The 20038-nt window shown below is 42.2% G+C and carries 22 protein-coding genes; 5 read left to right on the forward strand and 17 right to left on the reverse strand.

Annotated features, from left to right (window positions below):
- Window positions 1-33 precede the first annotated feature (33 nt).
- On the forward strand, window positions 34-840 hold the full coding sequence (locus tag MHI15_RS23900; RefSeq protein ID WP_340394154.1) for a hypothetical protein: 807 nt from the start codon (window positions 34-36) through the stop codon (window positions 838-840).
- A gap of 80 nt (window positions 841-920) precedes the next feature.
- Window positions 921-1298 carry a PilZ domain-containing protein gene (locus MHI15_RS23905; protein ID WP_076126051.1) on the forward strand — a complete coding sequence of 126 codons (378 nt, stop codon included), beginning with the start codon at window positions 921-923 and terminating at the stop codon, window positions 1296-1298.
- Window positions 1299-1431: 133 nt separating this feature from the next.
- Here MHI15_RS23905 and mnhG read toward each other — a convergent pair whose 3' ends face one another.
- From mnhG to MHI15_RS23940, 7 genes are all read right to left on the reverse strand, one after another.
- On the reverse strand, window positions 1432-1830 hold the full coding sequence (gene mnhG / locus MHI15_RS23910; protein ID WP_076275808.1) for a monovalent cation/H(+) antiporter subunit G: 399 nt from the start codon (window positions 1828-1830) through the stop codon (window positions 1432-1434).
- A complete protein-coding gene (locus MHI15_RS23915; protein WP_036686407.1) occupies window positions 1805-2098 on the reverse strand; it encodes a Na(+)/H(+) antiporter subunit F1 in 294 nt (97 codons plus the stop codon). The genes mnhG and MHI15_RS23915 overlap by 26 nt, the downstream gene beginning before the upstream one ends.
- Window positions 2098-2571, reverse strand: coding sequence for a Na+/H+ antiporter subunit E (locus MHI15_RS23920; RefSeq protein WP_076126047.1), 474 nt, complete (start codon window positions 2569-2571; stop codon window positions 2098-2100). Before MHI15_RS23920 ends, MHI15_RS23915 begins: the two co-directional genes overlap by 1 nt.
- Window positions 2572-2575: 4 nt before the next feature.
- Window positions 2576-4054, reverse strand: a complete 1479-nt coding sequence (locus MHI15_RS23925; protein WP_076189930.1) for a Na+/H+ antiporter subunit D — start codon at window positions 4052-4054, stop codon at window positions 2576-2578.
- Entirely contained in the window at window positions 4051-4386 is a 336-nt protein-coding gene (locus tag MHI15_RS23930) for a Na(+)/H(+) antiporter subunit C (protein ID WP_036686402.1), read from the reverse strand. Before MHI15_RS23930 ends, MHI15_RS23925 begins: the two co-directional genes overlap by 4 nt.
- The gene (locus tag MHI15_RS23935; protein ID WP_076126230.1) at window positions 4386-7250 is read right to left on the reverse strand and encodes a Na+/H+ antiporter subunit A; all 2865 of its coding nucleotides are present in this window, start codon (window positions 7248-7250) and stop codon (window positions 4386-4388) included. Before MHI15_RS23935 ends, MHI15_RS23930 begins: the two co-directional genes overlap by 1 nt.
- Window positions 7251-7377: 127 nt before the next feature.
- Window positions 7378-8016 carry a universal stress protein gene (locus tag MHI15_RS23940; RefSeq protein WP_232061321.1) on the reverse strand — a complete coding sequence of 213 codons (639 nt, stop codon included), beginning with the start codon at window positions 8014-8016 and terminating at the stop codon, window positions 7378-7380.
- Window positions 8017-8361: 345 nt separating this feature from the next.
- Between MHI15_RS23940 and MHI15_RS23945 the strand changes: the two genes are divergently transcribed.
- Window positions 8362-8694: an ArsR/SmtB family transcription factor gene (locus MHI15_RS23945; RefSeq protein ID WP_076280772.1), complete on the forward strand. Its 333-nt coding sequence runs from the start codon at window positions 8362-8364 to the stop codon at window positions 8692-8694.
- Window positions 8695-8745: 51 nt separating this feature from the next.
- On the forward strand, window positions 8746-9282 hold the full coding sequence (locus MHI15_RS23950) for an SRPBCC domain-containing protein (RefSeq protein ID WP_340394150.1): 537 nt from the start codon (window positions 8746-8748) through the stop codon (window positions 9280-9282).
- Window positions 9283-9345: 63 nt separating this feature from the next.
- Here MHI15_RS23950 and MHI15_RS23955 read toward each other — a convergent pair whose 3' ends face one another.
- From MHI15_RS23955 to MHI15_RS23985, 7 genes are all read right to left on the reverse strand, one after another.
- Window positions 9346-10098 (reverse strand): alpha/beta hydrolase, encoded by a 753-nt coding sequence (locus MHI15_RS23955; RefSeq protein WP_312147815.1) that lies wholly within the window; start codon window positions 10096-10098, stop codon window positions 9346-9348.
- An 11-nt stretch (window positions 10099-10109) separates the two neighbouring features.
- Window positions 10110-10910: an alpha/beta hydrolase gene (locus tag MHI15_RS23960; RefSeq protein ID WP_248548138.1), complete on the reverse strand. Its 801-nt coding sequence runs from the start codon at window positions 10908-10910 to the stop codon at window positions 10110-10112.
- A 19-nt stretch (window positions 10911-10929) separates the two neighbouring features.
- Window positions 10930-11934: a FecCD family ABC transporter permease gene (locus MHI15_RS23965; RefSeq protein WP_076279113.1), complete on the reverse strand. Its 1005-nt coding sequence runs from the start codon at window positions 11932-11934 to the stop codon at window positions 10930-10932.
- A gap of 25 nt (window positions 11935-11959) precedes the next feature.
- On the reverse strand, window positions 11960-12967 hold the full coding sequence (locus MHI15_RS23970; RefSeq protein WP_438357164.1) for a FecCD family ABC transporter permease: 1008 nt from the start codon (window positions 12965-12967) through the stop codon (window positions 11960-11962).
- A gap of 22 nt (window positions 12968-12989) precedes the next feature.
- Window positions 12990-14006 carry an ABC transporter substrate-binding protein gene (locus MHI15_RS23975; RefSeq protein WP_076310428.1) on the reverse strand — a complete coding sequence of 339 codons (1017 nt, stop codon included), beginning with the start codon at window positions 14004-14006 and terminating at the stop codon, window positions 12990-12992.
- 220 nt (window positions 14007-14226) lie between these two features.
- Complete coding sequence (locus MHI15_RS23980; protein ID WP_081392446.1) at window positions 14227-14679, reverse strand: hypothetical protein; 453 nt, start codon at window positions 14677-14679, stop codon at window positions 14227-14229.
- Between the two features lie 27 nt (window positions 14680-14706).
- Entirely contained in the window at window positions 14707-15045 is a 339-nt protein-coding gene (locus tag MHI15_RS23985; RefSeq protein ID WP_076126032.1) for a winged helix-turn-helix transcriptional regulator, read from the reverse strand.
- 164 nt (window positions 15046-15209) lie between these two features.
- On the opposite strand from MHI15_RS23985, the gene MHI15_RS23990 reads away from it, so the two are divergent.
- Entirely contained in the window at window positions 15210-15938 is a 729-nt protein-coding gene (locus tag MHI15_RS23990) for an SDR family oxidoreductase (protein ID WP_340394147.1), read from the forward strand.
- A gap of 172 nt (window positions 15939-16110) precedes the next feature.
- On the opposite strand, the gene MHI15_RS23995 is transcribed toward MHI15_RS23990, so the two are convergent.
- The 3 genes from MHI15_RS23995 to MHI15_RS24005 form a co-directional block, all read right to left on the reverse strand.
- Window positions 16111-17502, reverse strand: a complete 1392-nt coding sequence (locus MHI15_RS23995; protein ID WP_341164962.1) for an alpha/beta hydrolase — start codon at window positions 17500-17502, stop codon at window positions 16111-16113.
- A 514-nt stretch (window positions 17503-18016) separates the two neighbouring features.
- A complete protein-coding gene (locus MHI15_RS24000) occupies window positions 18017-18739 on the reverse strand; it encodes a sensor domain-containing protein (RefSeq protein ID WP_076217792.1) in 723 nt (240 codons plus the stop codon).
- A 155-nt stretch (window positions 18740-18894) separates the two neighbouring features.
- Window positions 18895-20034, reverse strand: a complete 1140-nt coding sequence (locus tag MHI15_RS24005; protein WP_076279087.1) for a toxic anion resistance protein — start codon at window positions 20032-20034, stop codon at window positions 18895-18897.
- Between the last annotated feature and the right edge of the window lie 4 nt (window positions 20035-20038).

Here is a 20038-nt window from a genome sequence, read left to right on the forward strand (position 1 = left end):
CAGCATCATCCGAAGCAAATGGAGGATATTCAAGTGAATAACAAATTCCCCACTACTTTAGCTATACTCCTGTTCTCGGGGAGTCTGCTAATCGTCAGTGCAGTCATTCAAAACACCACCCATTTAGCTTTAACCAGCACCAAAACCCCAGGGGTGAAGTTGGAAGCACCAACGCCGGTGTCCACAGTGAATGACGATCTGCAACCGCAGATGAGTCCTAAAGAAATACAAACCATTAACAATTTCATAGACATGGCGGGTCATGAGACTTCTGAATCCAAACGGACCACTGTCACACCGCCTGCTGCAGAGAATTTGAGTCAGACTGATGCCGTTATTCTGGCTGCTTCAAGCGTACGCAAATTATTCGATGTGGACATTGCCAAGCTGCAGATGCGGGTTATTCTGAGTGATACCCGAACCTCGCTGCCGTGGACATGGGCTGTACATTTCAGTCCATATAACGCCAAGACCCTAGAAGGGCAAGGTAAGGAATTCTGGGAATATGATGTACTAATTGATCCCATAAACGGTATGGTAGTGAACACGACCGCGATTAATATTGCTCTGAAAAGAACACCAATTAGCGCTTCTGCTGCCAGCACTATCTATAAAGATGCCCGTTGGATCAATGCGGCCATAACTATCCTTACAGATAAACAAAAAGAAAACCGGAAAATTGCTACAGCAACACTGATCAACACTGACACCAATGATAAACGCGGCATGGTCGCTGTTCAGATGATGCTGGAAGATGGCAGCAGCTACACGGCAGAAATGCGTTATCCTGATCAAAGTCTACGCTGCCTTACCTACGAGACTGCTCAAGTAGTGAAATAAATCAAAAATGGAATCAGCTCTTCACTAATCCTACTTTTATGTCGATAATTTATATTACATGGAAAAGTATGGAGGAGCATATGAACACTAATCGCAGAACCGAACCTTTTCGATATACCCTTAAAGAACCTGTAACATTTGATCTTCATATTCTTACTATTAACGGAATCCAGGTTCCTTCCAAGCCTGTAAGGGCTGTATTGTTCGACATCAGTCGATCGGGTTGCCACTTATCGTTACCCCTCAATATCAACCCAGAAAATAACCTAGTACGCATTGGCATGGAAATGAATCTTACGGATGAATCTATGTACATAGAAGGAATATTGAAATGGAACAAAGAACAACAAGGCAGTTTCCACTACGGCATTCAATTGGACATCCCTGAGAATGATGGTGATCGACTCCCAAGGGTACTTCGCATCCTTGCTGGAGAAGGCAAAATATTAGTTCGTTAAGATAACAAAAAAGAGTAGTTTTAATCTAAAAAAGCAACAACCCCGCGTTTTCATGCAGGGTTGTTGCTTTTTAGCTATTGCGATCCAAACTTATTGTTGTAATCCGAAATCGCAGATCACCATTTCATGGATTTTATTCTTGAGGCACATCCCGTTCAGGGGATGCTGCTACAGCTTTTTCTTTCTCCAGTACCTCTCTTAAATCATCTTGAATTCTGCGATTCCATAAGGGAACCCCTGAGCGATAAGCAGCTCTGCCCGTCAAATGCGCAGATAAAGGTGAGGTCATAAATACAAAGACAATCCCCAGTAGCAGCTTAGCACTTATATGATCTAGAAAAAATGCAAAATATAGAAAGGCCCCGCTCAGAACACATAAAACTCCAAGGGTGGCACTTTTGGCAGCGGCATGTGATCTCAGATAAACATCAGGCAGCCGAATCAGACCATAAGCACTTACAGCACTAAGCAATGCCCCCATCAGTATTAATAAGGCAAACAGCAATTCACCGACTATCTTGATCGTTTCCATGTTCAAGCACCACTCCCCTTTCGATGTATCTGGCAAATGCCGTCGTGCCGATAAAGGAAAGAATGCCTATTAACAAAATAATTTCGATAAAAGCCTGCGTTCGGAGTAAAACAGAAAGAACGGCTACCATGGCTAACAGATTAATTCCAATCGTATCCAGTGCCGCTACCCGGTCGGGCAAAGAAGGTCCCTTCAACAACCGCCAGGCACATACACCAATCGCCAGCGCCATAATCGTAAGCGAGAGCATAAGAATAAAATGGATCATTAACGGGTCACCTCCAATATCGCACGCTCAAAGGTGTCACGGATATTCGCTCTGAACTGTGCGGGATCCTCAACATCCATGGCATGAATATACAAAGTCCGGTTATCATCCGATACTTCAAGTACCACAGATCCGGGAGTAAGGCAGAGCAATGTGATCAACGTAGCCACTTCCCAATCCGATTTCAGCTCTGTAGTATATTTCAAGATTGCCGGACGTATATTAAGCTCCGGTCTCAGAACAGCTTTTACCACTACATAACTTGAAACGACCAGCTCCCGCAGCAGCAACAGGATTAGCTTAATAATTGCCCACACTTTTCCTAGATATAATCTGGGCCAAAAACGTCGCATTCCGAGCAGAATGAGGATACCGATCAAGAAACCAATGACGAAACGTGGCCCAGTCCAGTCATTGTGCAGGAACATCCACAGGAATGCTATCATGAAATTCAATAATAGTTGAAAAGCCATAGTATCACTCCTTCATGACAGCGTTAATGTATAGTGCTGGATCAGCCAGTACAGCTCCGGCTTGGCTGACAAGTCCGTTTACCGTCTCCGCACCCACACCCATCAGAATTACAATTGCGAACAGAACAGCTGCCGGTGCCATCATAGCTTTATAATGAAGTGGTTTGACTTGTTCTTCCCTTTTCTCGCCACCCCAGAACACTTGCTGGAATACCTTGATCAAGGAATATAACACTACGAAGCTGGATGCAAGTGCAATCAGCGCCAGAGCCACGTGATTCTCGCCAAATCCACTCCGCACCATCATCACTTTTCCAGCGAAACCACTAAGGGGCGGAACACCAACCAATGCCAAAGTCAGTACAAAAAACATCCAGCCGGTCCACGGATAACGTCGGATTAAACCACCCATTTCTTTTAAGCGGTCAGTGCCTGAAGCTGAGATAATCATCCCACCCAGAAAGAATAATAATGCTTTGGCAACCATGTCATGCATTAAATAAAACACTACACCATTTAACGAATCCTGAGTCGCGACAGAGATCCCAAAAGCAATAAATCCTACACTGATGATGATATTATAATTAAATATTCGGCCCAAATCGTTGTATGCCAATGCCCCGATTGCCCCAAGTATCATCGTCGCCCCCGCCATCCAGGCAATCAATGTATGGGTGAGTCCCGGTTCTTGAATAAAAATCAAAGTAAAGGTACGAGTAATTGCATACAATCCGACCTTGGTTAGCAAAGCCCCAAACAGGGCTCTAACAGCCAATGGTGGTGCACTATAAGAATCGGGAAGCCAGAAAAAGAGCAGTAAACCTGCCTTAATCGAAAATACAATTAGCAGCAGGACCGCAATGACGTTCATTACACCGCCTTGTCCCGCCTCTGCTACACGCATAGATAGATGCGCCATATTCAGTGTTCCTGTCGCGGCATATAAATAAGCAATCGTCGCCACAAACAAGGAAGAGGAAATCACATTAATTAATACATACTTTAATGTCTCTCGCAGTTGACCCTTGGACCCACCAAGTACGATCAAAGCGTAAGAGGCAACTAACAGCACCTCAAAGCAGACAAACAAGTTAAACAGGTCCCCAGTGAGGAAAGAGCCAAATACCCCGGTTAATAAAAAATGGAAAAACGGATAGTAATAAAACCGTTCCCTGTCTTCCCCAATGCTAGCGAAGGAAAAAAACAGACAAGCCGCGCCAACAATGGCCGCAGTCAAAACGAGCAATGCCGAAAACATATCGGCAACAAACACAATGCCATAAGGTGGACGCCATCCCCCCATATATAAGGTCTGGATACCGTTTGTATTTACCTGATACACAATGAATCCTGCAACAAAGATATTTACAAACACACTGACGGCACTTATGATTCGTTGCAGACGTACTCGTTCTTTCAAAAAAATGAGTATAACTGCCGTAATGGCCGGAATCAGCAGAGGCAGCACTAACAAGTTGTTCATCGTCTCTCCTCCTTGGTTCCTTCCACATCATCGGTACCCGTCGAGCGGTAAGTCCGGTATGCCAAAACAATAAAAAATGCTGTTACTCCAAAGCTAATTACAATAGAGGTCAAAATGAGCGCCTGCGGCAAAGGATCGACATAAGCTTCCGCTTCCTCACCCAGCAATGGTGCAGCACCTGTCTTGAGGCCAGACATTGTCAGTAACAACAAATGAACGCCGTGCGTTATTAAAGTGGTTCCCAGAAGGATGCGCAGCAAGCTTTTGGAAAGAACTAGATAAACACCTACGGAAAACAGTACACCGATCGCCAGGGCAATAATAAGCTCCATTAGCTATCCCTCCCGATCGTAAATATGATATTCATAGTGACACCAATAACAGCCAAGAAAACACCGAGATCAAAGAACATTGCTGTGGTCAGTTCTGTTTTGCCCATAAGTGGCAGTTGGAAATAGCCAAACGCTTGGCTCAGAAAAGGTACATCGAATAAAAACGAACCTATTCCTGTAAGAAAAGCTACAGATACCCCAACCGCGATTAACTTACGATAGTCGATAGGCAATACCTTCTCAACCATATCAATCCCAAAAGTAATGGCGAGCAGTACCAATGCGGCTGATGCCATCAATGCTCCAATAAATCCGCCTCCCGGATTATTATGTCCGGCGAAAAACAGATAAAGCGAAAATATTAGTATCATAACGAAGGCTACTTTAGCTACCGCTTGTAGTAACACATCATCACTTACAGAAGAACGTGGTTTATTATCCTTCACAGCCCGCTTCAGTGGGGCAATAGTTCCATCCGTATCCAACTGCAGTTTGATCATGGAATAAATAGCAAGTGAGGCAAGGCCAAGCACTGTAATTTCAAACATGGTATCAAAGCCGCGGAAATCAACGAGCAGAACATTAACAATATTTTTACCGCCACCCAAGGTATAGCTATTCTCCACATAATATTTCGAGATGGATTCGAACGGACTACTGCCTAAAGCAGCAAGTGCAACCAATGTCATAGTTATTCCCATCCCGATGGAAATAATTAGCTTAGGCAAGCGGGACCGAAGTTTGAGCGGCTCTTTCTCCAGCTTAGGCAAATGCCGAAAACATAGCAGGAACAATGTAACGGATACTACTTCGACAATCATCTGGGTAAGCGCCAGATCAGGTGCCCGGAACAGAACAAAGAGTAAAGTAACCATATAACCAACCATTCCTGTTAACAAAATGGCTGTGATTCTGGAACGAACAAAGGGGATAGCCAAAGCGCCCACAAGCATAACCATAACAACAATAACTTCAAACAAAGAAAACGGAGCATATTCAGTTGTCCCAAGCGTTATTCCATCGGTATACCACACGGCTCCACCAATGGCTACGATCAGAAAAGCGAAGATATACATCAAGTAATGGCGCATGGAACCTGTCATATAGGTGCCAGTCAACGCCCTAGACGATTTCTCGACCAGCCGGATTACTCCGTCATAGACTTGATTTAAAGTGTAGCCACTGCCCCATTCTTTATCGACCAGACTCCAGCGGCCATAGATTCGGTATACAATAATACCAAGAATCACAACACCAAGTGTCATCCATATTTCTGGTGTAAAGCCGTGCCAGAAATGAATATTCACAACAAAGGGTTCTCCGGTCTGCAAGATAGGGTGAATAGCATTCATTGCAGGGATAATAAGTGTTTTGGATAATATATTCGGGAAAAAACCGATAAATATAGACAGCACTGCTAGCAGGCACGGGGCAAGCAGAAGTCCAAATGGGGCTTCATGCGGTTTTTTGTCCAGCTTCTCAGGCTGATATTTTCCGAAAAAGGTGTGGAAAACCAAAATCATACTGTATGCAAAAGTAAACACGCTGGCAATCCAGGCCAAAACCGGGAAGAGCGTAAACAACGAGGGAATAGACAATATATCCAGGTTTCGGATATTCAGAACAGCCGTAAAAAACATCTCTTTACTTAAAAACCCGGAAAATGGCGGCAAACCAGCCATCGAGAAACTGCCGATCATCGCTACCGTAAAGGTAACCGGCATAATGGAAATCAATCCGCCCAGCTTTCGCAGGTCGCGGGTACCCGTCTCATGGTCAACTATACCGACCATCATAAACAAAGAGCCTTTAAAGATGGCATGGTTAATAAGGTGAAAGATAGCCGCTGTTGTTGCAGCAGTGTAAAAGACTGAATCTTCCCCTACATAAAATGCCGCTGCCGATCCCATTCCCAGCAATCCCATAATCAGTCCAAGTTGACTAATCGTTGAATAGGCTAATAGAGCCTTCAGGTCCGTCTGCTTCATCGCCTGGATGGAGCCATAAATCAAGGTGATCAAACCGACGCCTGACACAACCCAGAACCACTCATATTGCCCCGCAAAAACAGGGCTGAAACGGGCGACAAGATACAATCCAGCTTTAACCATCGTTGCCGAGTGCAGATAGGCGCTGACGGGTGTCGGTGCCTCCATGGCATCCGGCAGCCAGATATGAAACGGGAACTGAGCTGATTTGGTGAAGGCGCCTAAGAGAATTAGTAGCATCGCCGGAATAAATAAAGCATGCCCGCTAATATCGCCAACCTCACTCCAAATTTCCCGGATACTAAAGGTGCCTGTCATTACATAAAGCATTAAAAAGCCGGCAAACATCGCTAAACCACCAAATACGGTAATCAACATAGATTTGAGAGCACCATACCGCGATTTTTGCCGCCGATGCCAAAAGGCAATTAACAGAAATGACGAAACACTTGTTAATTCCCAAAAGCCGTATAACACCATCAAGTTATCCGAGAGCACAACGCCAAGCATCGCCCCCATAAACAACATTAGATAAATATAAAAAGGGGTTAACGCTTCTTTTCGCCGGTCCAGATAATAAATTGAATAGATAATTACAAGACTACCCATCCCAGTGATTAGCAAAGCAAACAACAAACTTAATCCATCCAGATGGAAAACCAAATCAATTCCTAGTGAAGGAATCCATGAAATGGTTTCATATCCCAAATCCCCACCTTTAATAACGGGAATCCGGGTTAAGAAATAAACAAACAAAACGAGTGAACCAGGGAAAACAAGCCATCCTCTATGAAGGTTGGGTGCTCTCTTGGACAAAAGTGCGATTACTAAGGCCATTAGAAACGGAACAAGTATGATTACATGCAGCAAAGGCAGTCCTCCTTTTCCACTTGAGCTTATCAAGTTGTGAACTTTAGTACTTACTTTTTTACCAAAAGCCAAAGATCATATGATTGGTAGGGCCTTTTATACAAGGCCCCAAAGTTGATAAGGGCAAGCCCGATTATAAAGAATCGGTCAATGTGCCATCACAAATATGCAGATATCTAGCCTTTCCATCTTCTTGCTCAATTCTGAATAAACCGTTCTCAAATTCTGTGTGTAGTTCGTGAAAGAACTTTCCCTTAAGCGAATACTCTCCCTGAGGTTCATCACTGAGCTGGTACTCAGCCCCGTTTTTGACCAGGTAAGCGATAACGCCTTCCTCATGGGTTTCTTCCAGCCCTGCACGCATCCGCTGCACAGCCACGACATGCAGATCCATCATTTTCATTTTACCAATGAGTTCATTGATGAAATTACGTTTGGTAAGCTCCTGCCACCGAGTTTGAGCAGATTGTCCAATGACGATCTGTGTAACCTCATTCTCTTCAGCAACTTCTACAATAATATCTGTTGTTTTTCGGCCTTCACGTTTCCGAATGATAAACTCTGCGCCAGCTTCATCGGCAAGACGTTTCCAGACCGTCATATACATTTCTTTGCTCTGATTATATTCATCAATATCCGAACTATCGACATTTAATACAAACAATGGCGCCCCTATAATTTCAGATAGTTGGACACCACGCCGGATTAAACGCTCCCCATGCGGACCATAATGAACACAAACCATAATCTTTTCATTGTGTATGACCTTCACCCTCCTGTAACATGGCCAAGAAATACAAAAGGAGCCCACTGGCGTTAGGCCCCTTGCGTAATTCTAAAACCCGATAAGTTATACTTAATTATATCTATTCCTATGTTTTTTGTAAAGTTTGTTGGTTATCATGGAACATATTTCTTTTTAATGCTTGTATCATGCCCTTCTCTAGCAGTTGTCATACAATCGTTATTATATATTCCTTTACAGGAATATTCCCTCCGTGGTATATTATCATCACAAACAGGAAATACCAAAAAGGAGGCGCTATAGAGCCGCTTAACCAGAGTATGTCATAATAGAGATACGAATGAATTTAATGAATCGAAGTGATCCTTGTTTATGAATACTAACGTTATGAGTGCCTTAGCTGAGCCCCACCGCATGCAGATCGTTGAACTATTACGCGAGAATCCTCTAACCGTTGGGGAGATTGCAGAAAGTCTTCAGCTACGGCAGCCTCAAGCGTCCAAGCATTTGCGCGTCCTTAGTGAAGCGGGCTTAATTGAAGTTCAAGCTGTTGCTAACAAGCGCATTTGCAAGCTCCGTCCTGATCCATTTAAGGAAATAGACGATTGGTTAGACTCCTACCGCCATATATGGGAAGAACGATACGATCGACTGGATGATTATTTACAAAAGCTACAGAGAAATGAAAACAATAATAAATCATAGCCTCAGGTCGAAATTGGCAGGAAGCAAACAAATTTGAGGAGGATCTATCCCATGACAAATTCTAACCCGTCCAACCAAGTGGTATCCAAAGTTGTTGATGGCAACACATTAGTATTAGAGCGCGTATTCCAAGCTCCACGTGAGCTAGTATTCAAGGCTTTTTCTGAGGCTGAGCATTTGAAGCACTGGTGGGGTCCAAAAGGTTGGACGCTTCCCGTATGTAATGTCGATTTCCGTCCAGGGGGTACTTGGCATTATTGCATGAAGTGCGTGGATAAGAATCAAGGGGATTTCTACGGTATGGAGTCATGGGGCAAGGCGTTGTATAAGGAAATTACAGTCCCAGAACAAGTCATTTATACAGATGGATTCTCAGATGCAGAAGGTAATATTTCAAAAGATTTGCCTGAAACGCTTGTCCAGCTAGATTTTATCCACCTGGAGGGTCAAACGAAGCTGGTGAATACCGGTAAATACACTTCTCCGGAAGCCTTGCAACAAGTGATTGATATGGGGATGTTAGAGGGGATTTCCCAAACCTTCGATAATTTGGACGCCCATCTTGAGAATTTACAGAAGAATAACTAGAGCAGCTATCACACGATAAGTAGGACGATGCAAGGATACTCTCTCCTGCTCGTCCTATTATGTTTATTTTGCAGGAAATAAGAACCTGATACTATTCGGAAAATATTGCAGGAAAAACGTGTCATTATGCGTGCCCAGCGGATCCGTCTCAAACTTCACTCGCTGATCCGTTCCAACAATCTTCTCTTTTAAAATATCATAAGCACGTTTGCTGTTAGGCACCATGTCCTTCTGGGCGTTTGTCTTGTGGATCCCTTCCTGTTCACCAACATACATATAAATTCTGCATTCCCTATCTAGTCTTGATGTCTCCATGAAATGAATGAAATCTTTAAACCATACAGACGCAGATATCAATATAAAATTTCCAACAGTAGCTTCAGTCTTGTACATCGCATACAGACTTATTAATCCACCTAGTGAAACACCACCCAAAGCCAATTTCTCCGGCTCGTTGGAGATGCGATAGGAGCTTTTGATATAGGGTACAAGATCCTGATAGACATAATTCAAATAATCATCGCCCTTGCCCCCAAAGGACCAATCCTTAAAAAGAGCAGGCATTTCCCAAGGTGTATATTCATCATTCCGCAACTGAGAATCAATCCCTATAAAAATAACCGGTTCTGTTACTCCCTCTTCCATATCTTTCTCTATAGCTGTAATCGCCTCTTTGAACAAAAAATCTCCATCCTGTAAGAAAACCGCTGGGAATAACCGCTCCGGGAATAAATGGTATTCTTTCGGTAAATACACGGTAATCTGACGATCCATATGTTCAAAAAGCACAAGCTCGCCTGCCCTCATTTGGGTCATATCCCCACTCCTTAACAGTTCAGTACTCGAAACGCTCTACTCATAATCGTTGGTACTACAGAAGCGTGATTTTCATTGGGTGCGACATAGTGCTTAACCTCTAAATTAGGCAAAGCATACTCATTCAATTTTGAAAATAATATTGCTGCGTCATCGACCATAAACGACTCTTCACTCCCTACGGTAATCAATAACTTTTGTTTATCGGCCGTCAACTCTTGACCCTTGCTATAGAACTGCTCCGCATACGTCAGGATTTCATGATCATTCCACCAAATGGATGGACTAGAGGCCAAATAATACTGGAATAGCTTCGTACGAGTGAATAACGTCCAGAGGACAAATAGACCGCTGAGAGAGTGACCAAACAAGGCTTGTTTATACTGATCCACATTATATTTCTTGTTGATTGCTGGCATTAACTCTAATTCTAAAAAAGCCAAAAAATTCTCAGCCCCACCATGTGGACCTATGTCAGCATTTTTCAATCGGTCCGGATATACATAATGCTTCGCTGGAGGTGTGAAATCATAAAATCTTCTTTTAGAGACCTCTTCATCTGAACCATAATGTCCAATGCCAATCACAATTGCTGGTGCAATAAAAGTTTTCGGGGCATTTCTTGACTGCAATTTCACAACATCCCGACCCAATTGAAAATATGAATTACCATCGAGCATGTAATACACGGGGAAGCCCTTTTCTGGTGCTGCTTCTCTGGGAAGAGAAACCTTTATATCGTACGTGTAACCCATATACTGAGATTCAAGTTTCCATGATTCTGTGTGTTCGAGCTCTACTTGTGTTGTCATTTTTTCTGTACACTCTCCCCTACACTCTTGACTTTGCTAATAAATATAAGAAATAAGGAATTCCAATAATCGAAACGACTATACCCACGGGTAACTCTGCCGGCTGAAATATTGTTTTGGCAAAATAATCCGAGATCACCAGCAAAAACATCCCTACCACTGCACTGGATAACATAATATAGCGGTGATTAATCCCTACTAATCTTCTGGCGATATGAGGAGCCATCAAGCCTATAAAACTTATAGAACCGGATACAGATACACAAACACTTACGATCCCCACACTGCATAACAGAAAGATCAGCTTTTCTTTTTCTACAGAGATCCCTAAGCTCTTTGTACTGGAATCCTCCAATTGAAAATAATTGAGTAAATAGCTTTTTCGATACATTATAAATCCTAAAATAAGCACCCAAGGTGCGATCGTAATGATATAAGTCCAGTTCGCGCTGTAAATACTTCCGACACTCCAAACCGCAGCCATCTCATAATCACTTGCATTCATTTTCAGAGAAATATACAACGACAACGCACCAAAACCACTGCTAATCGCGATCCCTGTCAAAATCAAGCGTTGCATATCGAGTGCACCATTCCGCCATGAAAAAATAAAGATAATGACAACTGCGGCAAGCCCACCTACAAAACCAAACAGCGGCATGGCTAGTATCGAGAACCAGCTTTCTTTAAAAAAAGTAACTCCCGACATCTGAAAGAAAAACATAAATGCAACGATGGCAGCTCCTGCGCCTGCATTAATCCCAAGGATACCTGGATCAGCCAGCCCGTTACGGGTAATCCCTTGAATGACAGTTCCCGCCATCCCCAGACCTATTCCTACTAATGAGGCAATAATGATCCGTGGTAACCGAAACTGAAAAATAACCAGGTCAAATTTAGCATTAGGATCTATTCGCAGCAGTGTTTTTATCACGTCCATTACAGACATATCAAACACGCCATTCGTAAGATGAAAATACCCGGCCACAAGGGTTAACAGGATAAAAACTAATAGTGTAAGCATATAGCGGCTAAACTGTACTTTACTTCTATCCACGCTGCTCTCCCCCTTTAACCCGAATTAAATAAAGGAAGAAAGGGATGCCAATAAAGGCTGTTACAACACCAATTGGCGTCTCAAACGGAAAGTTAATATAACGGCTTAAGACATCGCAAAACGCTAAAAAAACAGCTCCAATCACCGCTGAGCAAGGAATGATAAAGCGATAGTCTATACCTACGATAAAACGTGTAATATGAGGAATGATTAGACCCACAAAGGCTATCTTGCCGACTAAAGCTACTGCTGTCCCGGTCAGACATATAACAGATATAATACTGACAATTTTCACCCATTTTGTTCGTTGACCCAAGCTAATCGCGGTTTCATCCCCCAGGGAAGCAACCATTACTGACTTAGAAATACTAACCGCCAAGAGCAGTCCAACGATTATAAAAGGAACTGATAATATTAGCATATCTGGATTAACGGTATGTATTTTCGAGCTATACCAGACGCTAACATTTTGTGAGACTTGAAAAAACATCGCTACTGCTGAGGCGATACTACTTAAAAAAGTACCAATTACAGTCCCAATAATAGCTAACCTGACTGGTGATAAACCGTTTTTAACCAATGAACCAAATCCGAAAACCAAACCTGCTCCGATGGCTGAACCCACCATAGATAAAATAATCATCTGAACATTCGATAATCCCGGATAAAACACCATAGCCAACGTAATAACAAATGCCGATCCGTCATTTACTCCCATAATCGATGGTGATGCAAGATAGTTACGTGTAATCCCCTGCATTAACGCCCCTGAAACAGCCAGAGCCGCTCCAACTAATAAAGCGGCGATTACACGCGGAAATCTAGATGTCATAATAATGTTGTGGTCCACATTATTAGCATCGAAGTGTGTAATCGCCTGCCATATTGTCAATATTCCAATATCTTTAACACCATATAAGACGGATACAACCATTGCTAATACGATGAATAATGGAGAAGTTGATAGGATCAATATAACTTTCCAATTTTTTGTATTCATCTTATTCATCGCACCTTCGGTTTTACTTCAACAGGTTTTCAATTGCCGCATCCAGGAATCTTACTTTAGACCAAGCCGTTCCACCTTGTGCCAACGGATCAATTGCATTTACAAACACATGCTTATTTTTGACAGCAGTTACGCTTTTGAAGATCGGATTCTTGAGCAAATCATCAAGTGCTGTTGCATTATCAGTATTCTCACTAGTCTCAAACTGCAAGAAAATATAGTCCGGATTAATATCCGCCAAAGCTTCTAATGAAAGCTCTGCTTGTGCTTCTGTAGAGGAGATCACCTCAGGAATGGCAGCACCCAGATCTTCATAAATAACCGGATTCAAATAAACGCCAGCAGGATACACACACATACTGCCCTGACGAATACGAATGACTAGAATGGATTGATCTTTCAGCTTTTCTCCAATTTCAGCCTTTGCACCCGCAGCTTTAGATTCATAATCACTAATAATTTTTTCTGCATCTGTGGTCTTACCGGATAATTGGCCTAATAAGAGCAAGTTATCTTTCCAGTTTGTTGAAATATGTGAATAAGGAATCATCGTTTGAATTTTATTAAGTGCGCCGGCCACATCTTCCCCAAACTTGGAAGACCCTAAGATAACATCTGGATCCAGTTGCAGAATCGCTTCATTACTTGGAGCAAATTTATCTCCCACTAAGGATGCACCCGCTAGGTCAGTTGACAGATAACCTGGAATAGCATCAGCTATTGCAAGTACACCTACAGGTTTCACTCCCAGTATGGCAGCATCTTCCATAGATTCGAGACTTGCTGCTACAATATTATTAATCTTTGCAGGCACGACATAATCCTTGCCCAAATATGTAACGGTTTGTTCAGTGGCAACAGCCTCCTGAGCCGCATTTCCATTGTTATTTGCAGTTCCTTCTGCTGCTACTGCAGCATTATTTGTGCTTTTTTCTGAAGCTGTCTTATCCTTTTCATTGTTACCGCAAGCCGCCAAACTCAAAGCTAAAACTGCTGATACCCCAGCTAATAAATATTTTTTCTGATTCATAATCAATCTCCCCATCTATATTTTATTTATCATTCTTCAAACTAAAGTAATGATAATGAGAATCGTTATCATATTAAATCATATGAGAATAATTATCAATACTTTTCTTTGATTATATGAAATCTTGTAATTTAACAGTTGCGTTGAATGATTAGTGAACATGCAGAAGAACCCGCACCAAATGCGGGTTCTTCTGCACTATAAATATGAGTCCATTTTTTTAATCAGCGTTATAAAACTCAGATAAGTCACGGAACAATAATCCGCACGCCTCTAGTCTATTAAGTTCCTCATCCACATCAGTGAGCAAATTGCTTTCTCTCTCATGGGCTGTATTGATTAGCCACGGTTGTCCCTGTTTTAGAAAACAAAGATCATCAGGCAGCCTGGTCTGTACCCACGAGTACAAGCTGGTGGAATAGGATAAAAGAATATTGACCGCTTCAGGTGAACAATCAAAAAAATAAACATCTGCATAATGCCCCATAAGCCGAGTCCCCGGCCAATAGTCATCTTTTATGACCTTTTTGAGAAAAGGTTCCAGCTGTTCAAGCAGTTCATATCCTTCTGGCTCCAACTCCATCTGATCACGTTTTACTAGAATAAATTCATCACATACTTCCATAGCTACCTGTACCAGCGTCTTGTAGGTCTGACCCGTTGGTTCCTGCAAAATAGTATGAATAATAATGTACCCCCTCTACTTACTTGTATTATTCAAATATTCTTTATGCATCCTACCCCAGCCACACATGCTATCCAAAACTGTAATTAGGGATTTGCCATGTTCTGAAATACTATATTCCACCCTGAGTGGAAGCTCATGATAACTCACCCGGTCGATAAGCTGATCCTCTTCAAGCTCCCGTAATTGTTTAGCTAACGTACCTTGGGAGACATCTGGGATAATCCGTCTAAGTTCACCAAATCGTTTTGTGCCATCTATCAATAAAATAAATAAAATGAGCGGCTTCCACTTTCCACCGATCTTTTCAAGTGTTGTAAGAACCCCGGTTAATCTCGGCTCCAGCAAATCCATGCGATCCCCTCTTTCGATAGTTATATAACTGTATGTTCGAACCAGCTAGTACGAAAAATCGTACCTAGTACGAAAAAAGTGCGTACTGTGCAGGTTATATTTTATAGCTAATAATAAAAACAAAACTTAATAAGTCCAATTAACTATGAACGGAGAAGATAAATATGTCCACTATTTCATTAAAAAACCAGCGCATCGTCATTATCGGAGGAAGCTCCGGAATAGGGCTTGCGACTGCCAAACAAGCGATTGAACAAGGCGCAGCTGTCATAATCGCTGGGCGTTCACAAGATAAATTAGAGAAAGCTCAACACCTTCTGGGATTCGATTCTGTTGAAATTCATTCACTAGATAATCAAAATGAACAGGACTTGAAGGATTTCTTTGAAAAAATCGGCGTTTTTGACCATTTGTTCACTCCGGGAGCCTCCTATGTTAGAGGACCGATTACTTCTAGCTTGGAGATTGCACACAGTTGCTTTAATGCAAAGTTCTGGCCGCAATATAATGCTGTAAAGCATGCCATCCCTTCTATCAACCCAACAGGCTCCATTGTTCTTATGTCCGGCGCATTCAGCCAGCGTCCACTTGCAGACGGTGCCTCCTATGCAGCTTGTAACGGCGCGATTGAAAGTCTGGGAAAAGCATTAGCAGTAGAATTGGCTCCGATTCGGGTAAATGTCATCTCCCCTGGAACCATTCATACCAACTTTAATTGGGAAGGCGCAGAACAGGAAACTAGAGACAAGGCTTACGACGAATATACGAATATCAATATCCTTGGCAGGGTGGGTCATGCCGACGAAGCAGCGCATACAACGATTTATTTGATGACCAATAGCTATACAACAGGAAGTACTTTATTTCCGGATGGGGGATATATTTTGCGATAAAAAACAGCTGAGTCAATAAGTTGGAAACGCTACTTATTGACTCAGCTTCTTTTAGTTGAAAGAATCAGGGAGAAATTCCCTGATTATCAGCCAGAGAATCATTTCCCCTTAGTTACGATCATAGTAAATTCAAAAAAGGAGCATAATCTCAGTTGAATTTTAATTTCTATGACTACTTCGTATTAAAGATTATACTTATGGAATCCTCCTGAATCTCCTTAATTGTATATATACCGATTTTTTCAGCAGCGCTCACTAACGCTGAGATATACTCAGGAGTTGAATTTAATTTCCGAGCAGAAAGCTTCAGGTTAATGGAGAACTCATCCCCATGCTCGTCAACATCAAGAGATTTCACATAAACTTTAAATACCTTTACATAATGCTCATAGTTAACCAAATGCTCTTCAGTAACACCTTGAAATGAAACATTTACTTTCAAGGATTCCGGCTTCAGGAAGCTCACCTTACCTGCCTTGTCTACCTGCCCTACTTCAGGATTCAACACTTGATATTCAACTCCATCAAGGATTGTAAAATCCATCCCATTATCCATAGTGACTAGTAAATTAAGACGTATATCGATAGCTTCTGGTCCGATTAATGTCAGATAGTCACTTACTTCATGCTTGATCGTTTGTCCAGCCTCTTTCCCGGCGAACATAATCAATGGACTATGTACACGTCTATTCCATGACTTCTCTTCATGTGTACCCAAAGGGTCCATCTGAAAGAATAGATCCTTCCCTAATACAAATCCCTTCGACTTTAGTACAGTCACAAGCGGATCAATTGGCATTCCTTCGGTTACGCCCATGTCGAGCCAAATCTTCAATGCAGGCTTCCCGGACTCTTTCGCCAACTCATCCAATATACGTCCATTGCTTACCCAAGTGGCAGGGGATAAAGCCCCTATCGCTGAGAAGGTCTCCGGGTGCTGATACCCCATCCATAAAGCCTGAATAGCACCGAATGACGATCCCATTATCATCCGGTGATCCCGATCGGGAATGGTCCGGTAAGCACCATCAACATAGGGAATAACTGTATTGATAAAATATTGGGTAAATTCGGCTGCACTCGCTCCATCCGAAGGAATAGACTCATCCGGAAATGGAACATACTCCATTCCCCGTTCTGATCCATCACTTGAAGCGACTCCTATCACGATAACCTTCTCCATGGTTCCATCAGCAACGAGCTGATCAATAATCTCCTCAACTCTCCATTCTTTGCCTAAAGAGCTGGTATTTGTATTGAAAATATTCTGCCCATCGTGCATATACACAACAAGATAACGCTCACTGTCAGCTTCATAACCTGCAGGTAAATAAACAAATATTCTCCGCTCACCTATATTTTCTATGTGCACAGTACCTTTTGCCGCCCCCACATTGGTTGGGTTCTCCGATGCATTAGAAGTATTGCTTATCGTTGGATTGGGGGTTGGTGATGTAGCAACTTTTTCATTTACATTTTCGTAACTGGAACATCCCGAAAGCGCTAACAAAACTAATACTGCAAACCCCAAAAAGCTCCATCTAAATAATCCATTTGAATGCATAGAACCCCTCCTGATTTTTTGTTCAAACGTTTTCACAACTCTTATTATACAGGATTTATATGGGATTATGAACATTTTTTCACAAGTTGGGGAGCGTTATAAAGCGCTCAAGTTTAATTGTATTTCATACAACTATAATCAAACAGAAGGCTCGATCACTGGATATAAGTGTATTTCGTGCAGTTATTTTCTGAAATTACTCCCTTATAAGTAGATTCTCTAGTTTTTAGTTGTATAAAGTACAGTTAAAGTCAGGATTATTCTTTGGGCACTCGAAATAACTGCACATAGTACAGCTATTTCGCACATTCCATCAACATCCATCACCAGTAACCGACACTAAAAAAAATCAATGAAGCAATCAGGCAGCCTCCACTAGCTCATCATTTGCAAAAGCAAACCTCCCCGCAGACCAAAAACACCAGACAGTGATTCTCCACGAACTGAAGGATCATTGTCTGGTGTTTTATTCAGATTCAGTAAGGGTTGTTTGGAGACAATCTCTTCTTTTCAATTAGTACTGTTGTCTTTCCTCGTAGGATACGAACAGCATTCTACGTTGCACATCCATAAGCATACGAATTACCCAACTTGCTAACAAGGCAACAACAAATCCAGCTACTACATAGGAGATATATTGTTGGGATAATGTCCAGTCGATCTGGAACAAAGCAAACACACTATTCTCTAAAATGTTCAAATCCATGGTTTGCAAGAAAATCTGGTGCAGCACAGGTAGTGTAATCAGGCCCAATGCAGCCGCTACTACAGTTACTGTTATTGAAAAGAAAATAATGCTGGATACGAATCGACCCATAATCAGCATGACGTTACGGGCAAACTTCGCTCCATGAAAACCTAACTTCATTCGTTGCAGGAAGCCCGCTCCCTCTAGCTGCATATCCGATCTGGCCTCTTCACTAGGTCTAGGAATATCTAACAATGATCTGACCAGCTCTTGCTCAAATTGTACGATGTAATCCAATCCCTTAGCTACTGCAAAAAACAAAGGAATTCCGATAAATATTGGGGTTAACGCAATGGATAACGTCAGCCCTGTCACCATAAACACGAAATATACAATCGTAAGCGGCAAAGAGATTAAGAAGTATAAAATACTCCGATATGTCTTTGGACTTGCTCCACGTTTGCGCGTTTTAGATTGGGGTTGGGATTCTGCTGGAATATGCATGGAATCAAGAGCTCCCATCGGCATAGTGTATAACTTATCATTCATTTCTATTGTCCTTTCTCTCACGTTTTTCAATTAATCTCATTATACGTGGGAAAAAGAAGGCTCAAAACAGTCTTGGGACTGGAGTCATACCAGACTAAAGGCTAGGATTTGTTGCTTCAAAGCGCATAATTAACCAGATTTATGATTTTGCTAGGCTACAACCCCAACTTATTTCCCTTTTCCAGCCGCACAATCTGCTGTTCGCCATTATCTGCCAGCTCTCTGAACTGATTAATGGTTTCACGCATTTTGGGGAGAGCTTCCTGCTTATAAGTACTGATGGAATCGAGAGCGGATAGCACATCTGTAAAAGCTTGCTTTAATGTATCCACTGAAATACTTGATTCTAACGACTGTTTATGGATTTCCGCCCCTTGGTTTTTCAACATTTTTGAGGTACCGCTGATCAGGCTATCGGTGGTTTGATTTAAAAGTTCGATCTTTTTTAAAACAATTCGTTGATTATACAGCGCACTAGCTACCGTAACCGATATTTTCAAGGCAGACACGGTAACATTTCTAGCTCTGTCCACCCCTCTGATCAGCTCTTTATTATTTCGAATAACCACCTCTATGGCCATAATTCCTTGTTGATTCACTACAAGCATCTGTTGCAAATCCATGACACGCTGCCGCAACGGAAAAAGCACTTCTTCTGTAATGAACCGAACTTTCTCCTCATCCTCATCACGCAGCTTAGCCGCTTCCAGTTGCGTCTCTATCTCCTGATCCATCAGCATGCCGAGCTGAATTTCTTTTTGTAGCTTTTTTGTAAGTTCCCGAAGTGCCTGTTGCTCAAATTCCAGCGTAGTATTATCGTTCTTCAAAACGGTCTTACCCTTGTCTAAAGAAATTATAATATCTGAAATGACAGCATCCGCCTTTTGATATTTAGCAAAATAACTACGTAATGGATTAAAGAACTTCCCAAGAAAACCCGTCTTGGCAAAATCTACTGCACTGGGATCCAAATCCTTCAGCTGGAGATTAAGCTCCGTCAAACCTTTTGCTACTTGGCCGCCTTCATCCCCTGTCTTTGATAAATTCCCCACTGAAACCTGCAACAGGGAGTTTTTGTCCGAAGAGGATCTCATCGTTTCCATACCGAAGCTATCAATGGATTGCAGCACCGCTTTCCGCTTATCCAGTGACTCTAAATTCAGATCCAGAATGGCGGAGACATTGTTTACTGCCAGTGTTTTCAGTTGTGATACTTCCTCAGGCTCAGGTTTGACCTGCTCTTCAATTACTGATTTCAGCTTTTCCTGACTTACGACTTCCATGGTAAACGACATAGAA

It is taken from the genome of Paenibacillus sp. FSL H7-0918 (assembly GCF_038007025.1).
Lineage (GTDB): Bacteria > Bacillota > Bacilli > Paenibacillales > Paenibacillaceae > Paenibacillus_AQ > Paenibacillus_AQ odorifer.

Bases quoted from the DNA above. Each gene is read 5' to 3' on its own strand.
- mnhG (WP_076275808.1), bottom strand. From the start codon at position 1,830: ATGGAAACGATCAAGATAGTCGGTGAATTGCTGTTTGCCTTATTAATA.
- MHI15_RS23915 (WP_036686407.1), bottom strand. From the start codon at position 2,098: ATGATCCATTTTATTCTTATGCTCTCGCTTACGATTATGGCGCTGGCG.
- MHI15_RS23990 (WP_340394147.1), top strand. From the start codon at position 15,210: ATGTCCACTATTTCATTAAAAAACCAGCGCATCGTCATTATCGGAGGA.
- MHI15_RS23960 (WP_248548138.1), bottom strand. From the start codon at position 10,910: ATGACAACACAAGTAGAGCTCGAACACACAGAATCATGGAAACTTGAA.
- MHI15_RS24005 (WP_076279087.1), bottom strand. From the start codon at position 20,034: ATGTCGTTTACCATGGAAGTCGTAAGTCAGGAAAAGCTGAAATCAGTA.
- MHI15_RS23970 (WP_438357164.1), bottom strand. From the start codon at position 12,967: ATGAATACAAAAAATTGGAAAGTTATATTGATCCTATCAACTTCTCCA.
- MHI15_RS23925 (WP_076189930.1), bottom strand. From the start codon at position 4,054: ATGAACAACTTGTTAGTGCTGCCTCTGCTGATTCCGGCCATTACGGCA.
- MHI15_RS23950 (WP_340394150.1), top strand. From the start codon at position 8,746: ATGACAAATTCTAACCCGTCCAACCAAGTGGTATCCAAAGTTGTTGAT.
- MHI15_RS23920 (WP_076126047.1), bottom strand. From the start codon at position 2,571: ATGGCTTTTCAACTATTATTGAATTTCATGATAGCATTCCTGTGGATG.
- MHI15_RS23985 (WP_076126032.1), bottom strand. From the start codon at position 15,045: ATGGATTTGCTGGAGCCGAGATTAACCGGGGTTCTTACAACACTTGAA.
- MHI15_RS23975 (WP_076310428.1), bottom strand. From the start codon at position 14,006: ATGAATCAGAAAAAATATTTATTAGCTGGGGTATCAGCAGTTTTAGCT.
- MHI15_RS23945 (WP_076280772.1), top strand. From the start codon at position 8,362: ATGAATACTAACGTTATGAGTGCCTTAGCTGAGCCCCACCGCATGCAG.
- MHI15_RS23995 (WP_341164962.1), bottom strand. From the start codon at position 17,502: ATGCATTCAAATGGATTATTTAGATGGAGCTTTTTGGGGTTTGCAGTA.
- MHI15_RS23965 (WP_076279113.1), bottom strand. From the start codon at position 11,934: ATGCTTACACTATTAGTTTTTATCCTGTTAACCCTTGTGGCCGGGTAT.
- MHI15_RS23930 (WP_036686402.1), bottom strand. From the start codon at position 4,386: ATGGAGCTTATTATTGCCCTGGCGATCGGTGTACTGTTTTCCGTAGGT.
- MHI15_RS23955 (WP_312147815.1), bottom strand. From the start codon at position 10,098: ATGACCCAAATGAGGGCAGGCGAGCTTGTGCTTTTTGAACATATGGAT.
- MHI15_RS24000 (WP_076217792.1), bottom strand. From the start codon at position 18,739: ATGAATGATAAGTTATACACTATGCCGATGGGAGCTCTTGATTCCATG.
- MHI15_RS23905 (WP_076126051.1), top strand. From the start codon at position 921: ATGAACACTAATCGCAGAACCGAACCTTTTCGATATACCCTTAAAGAA.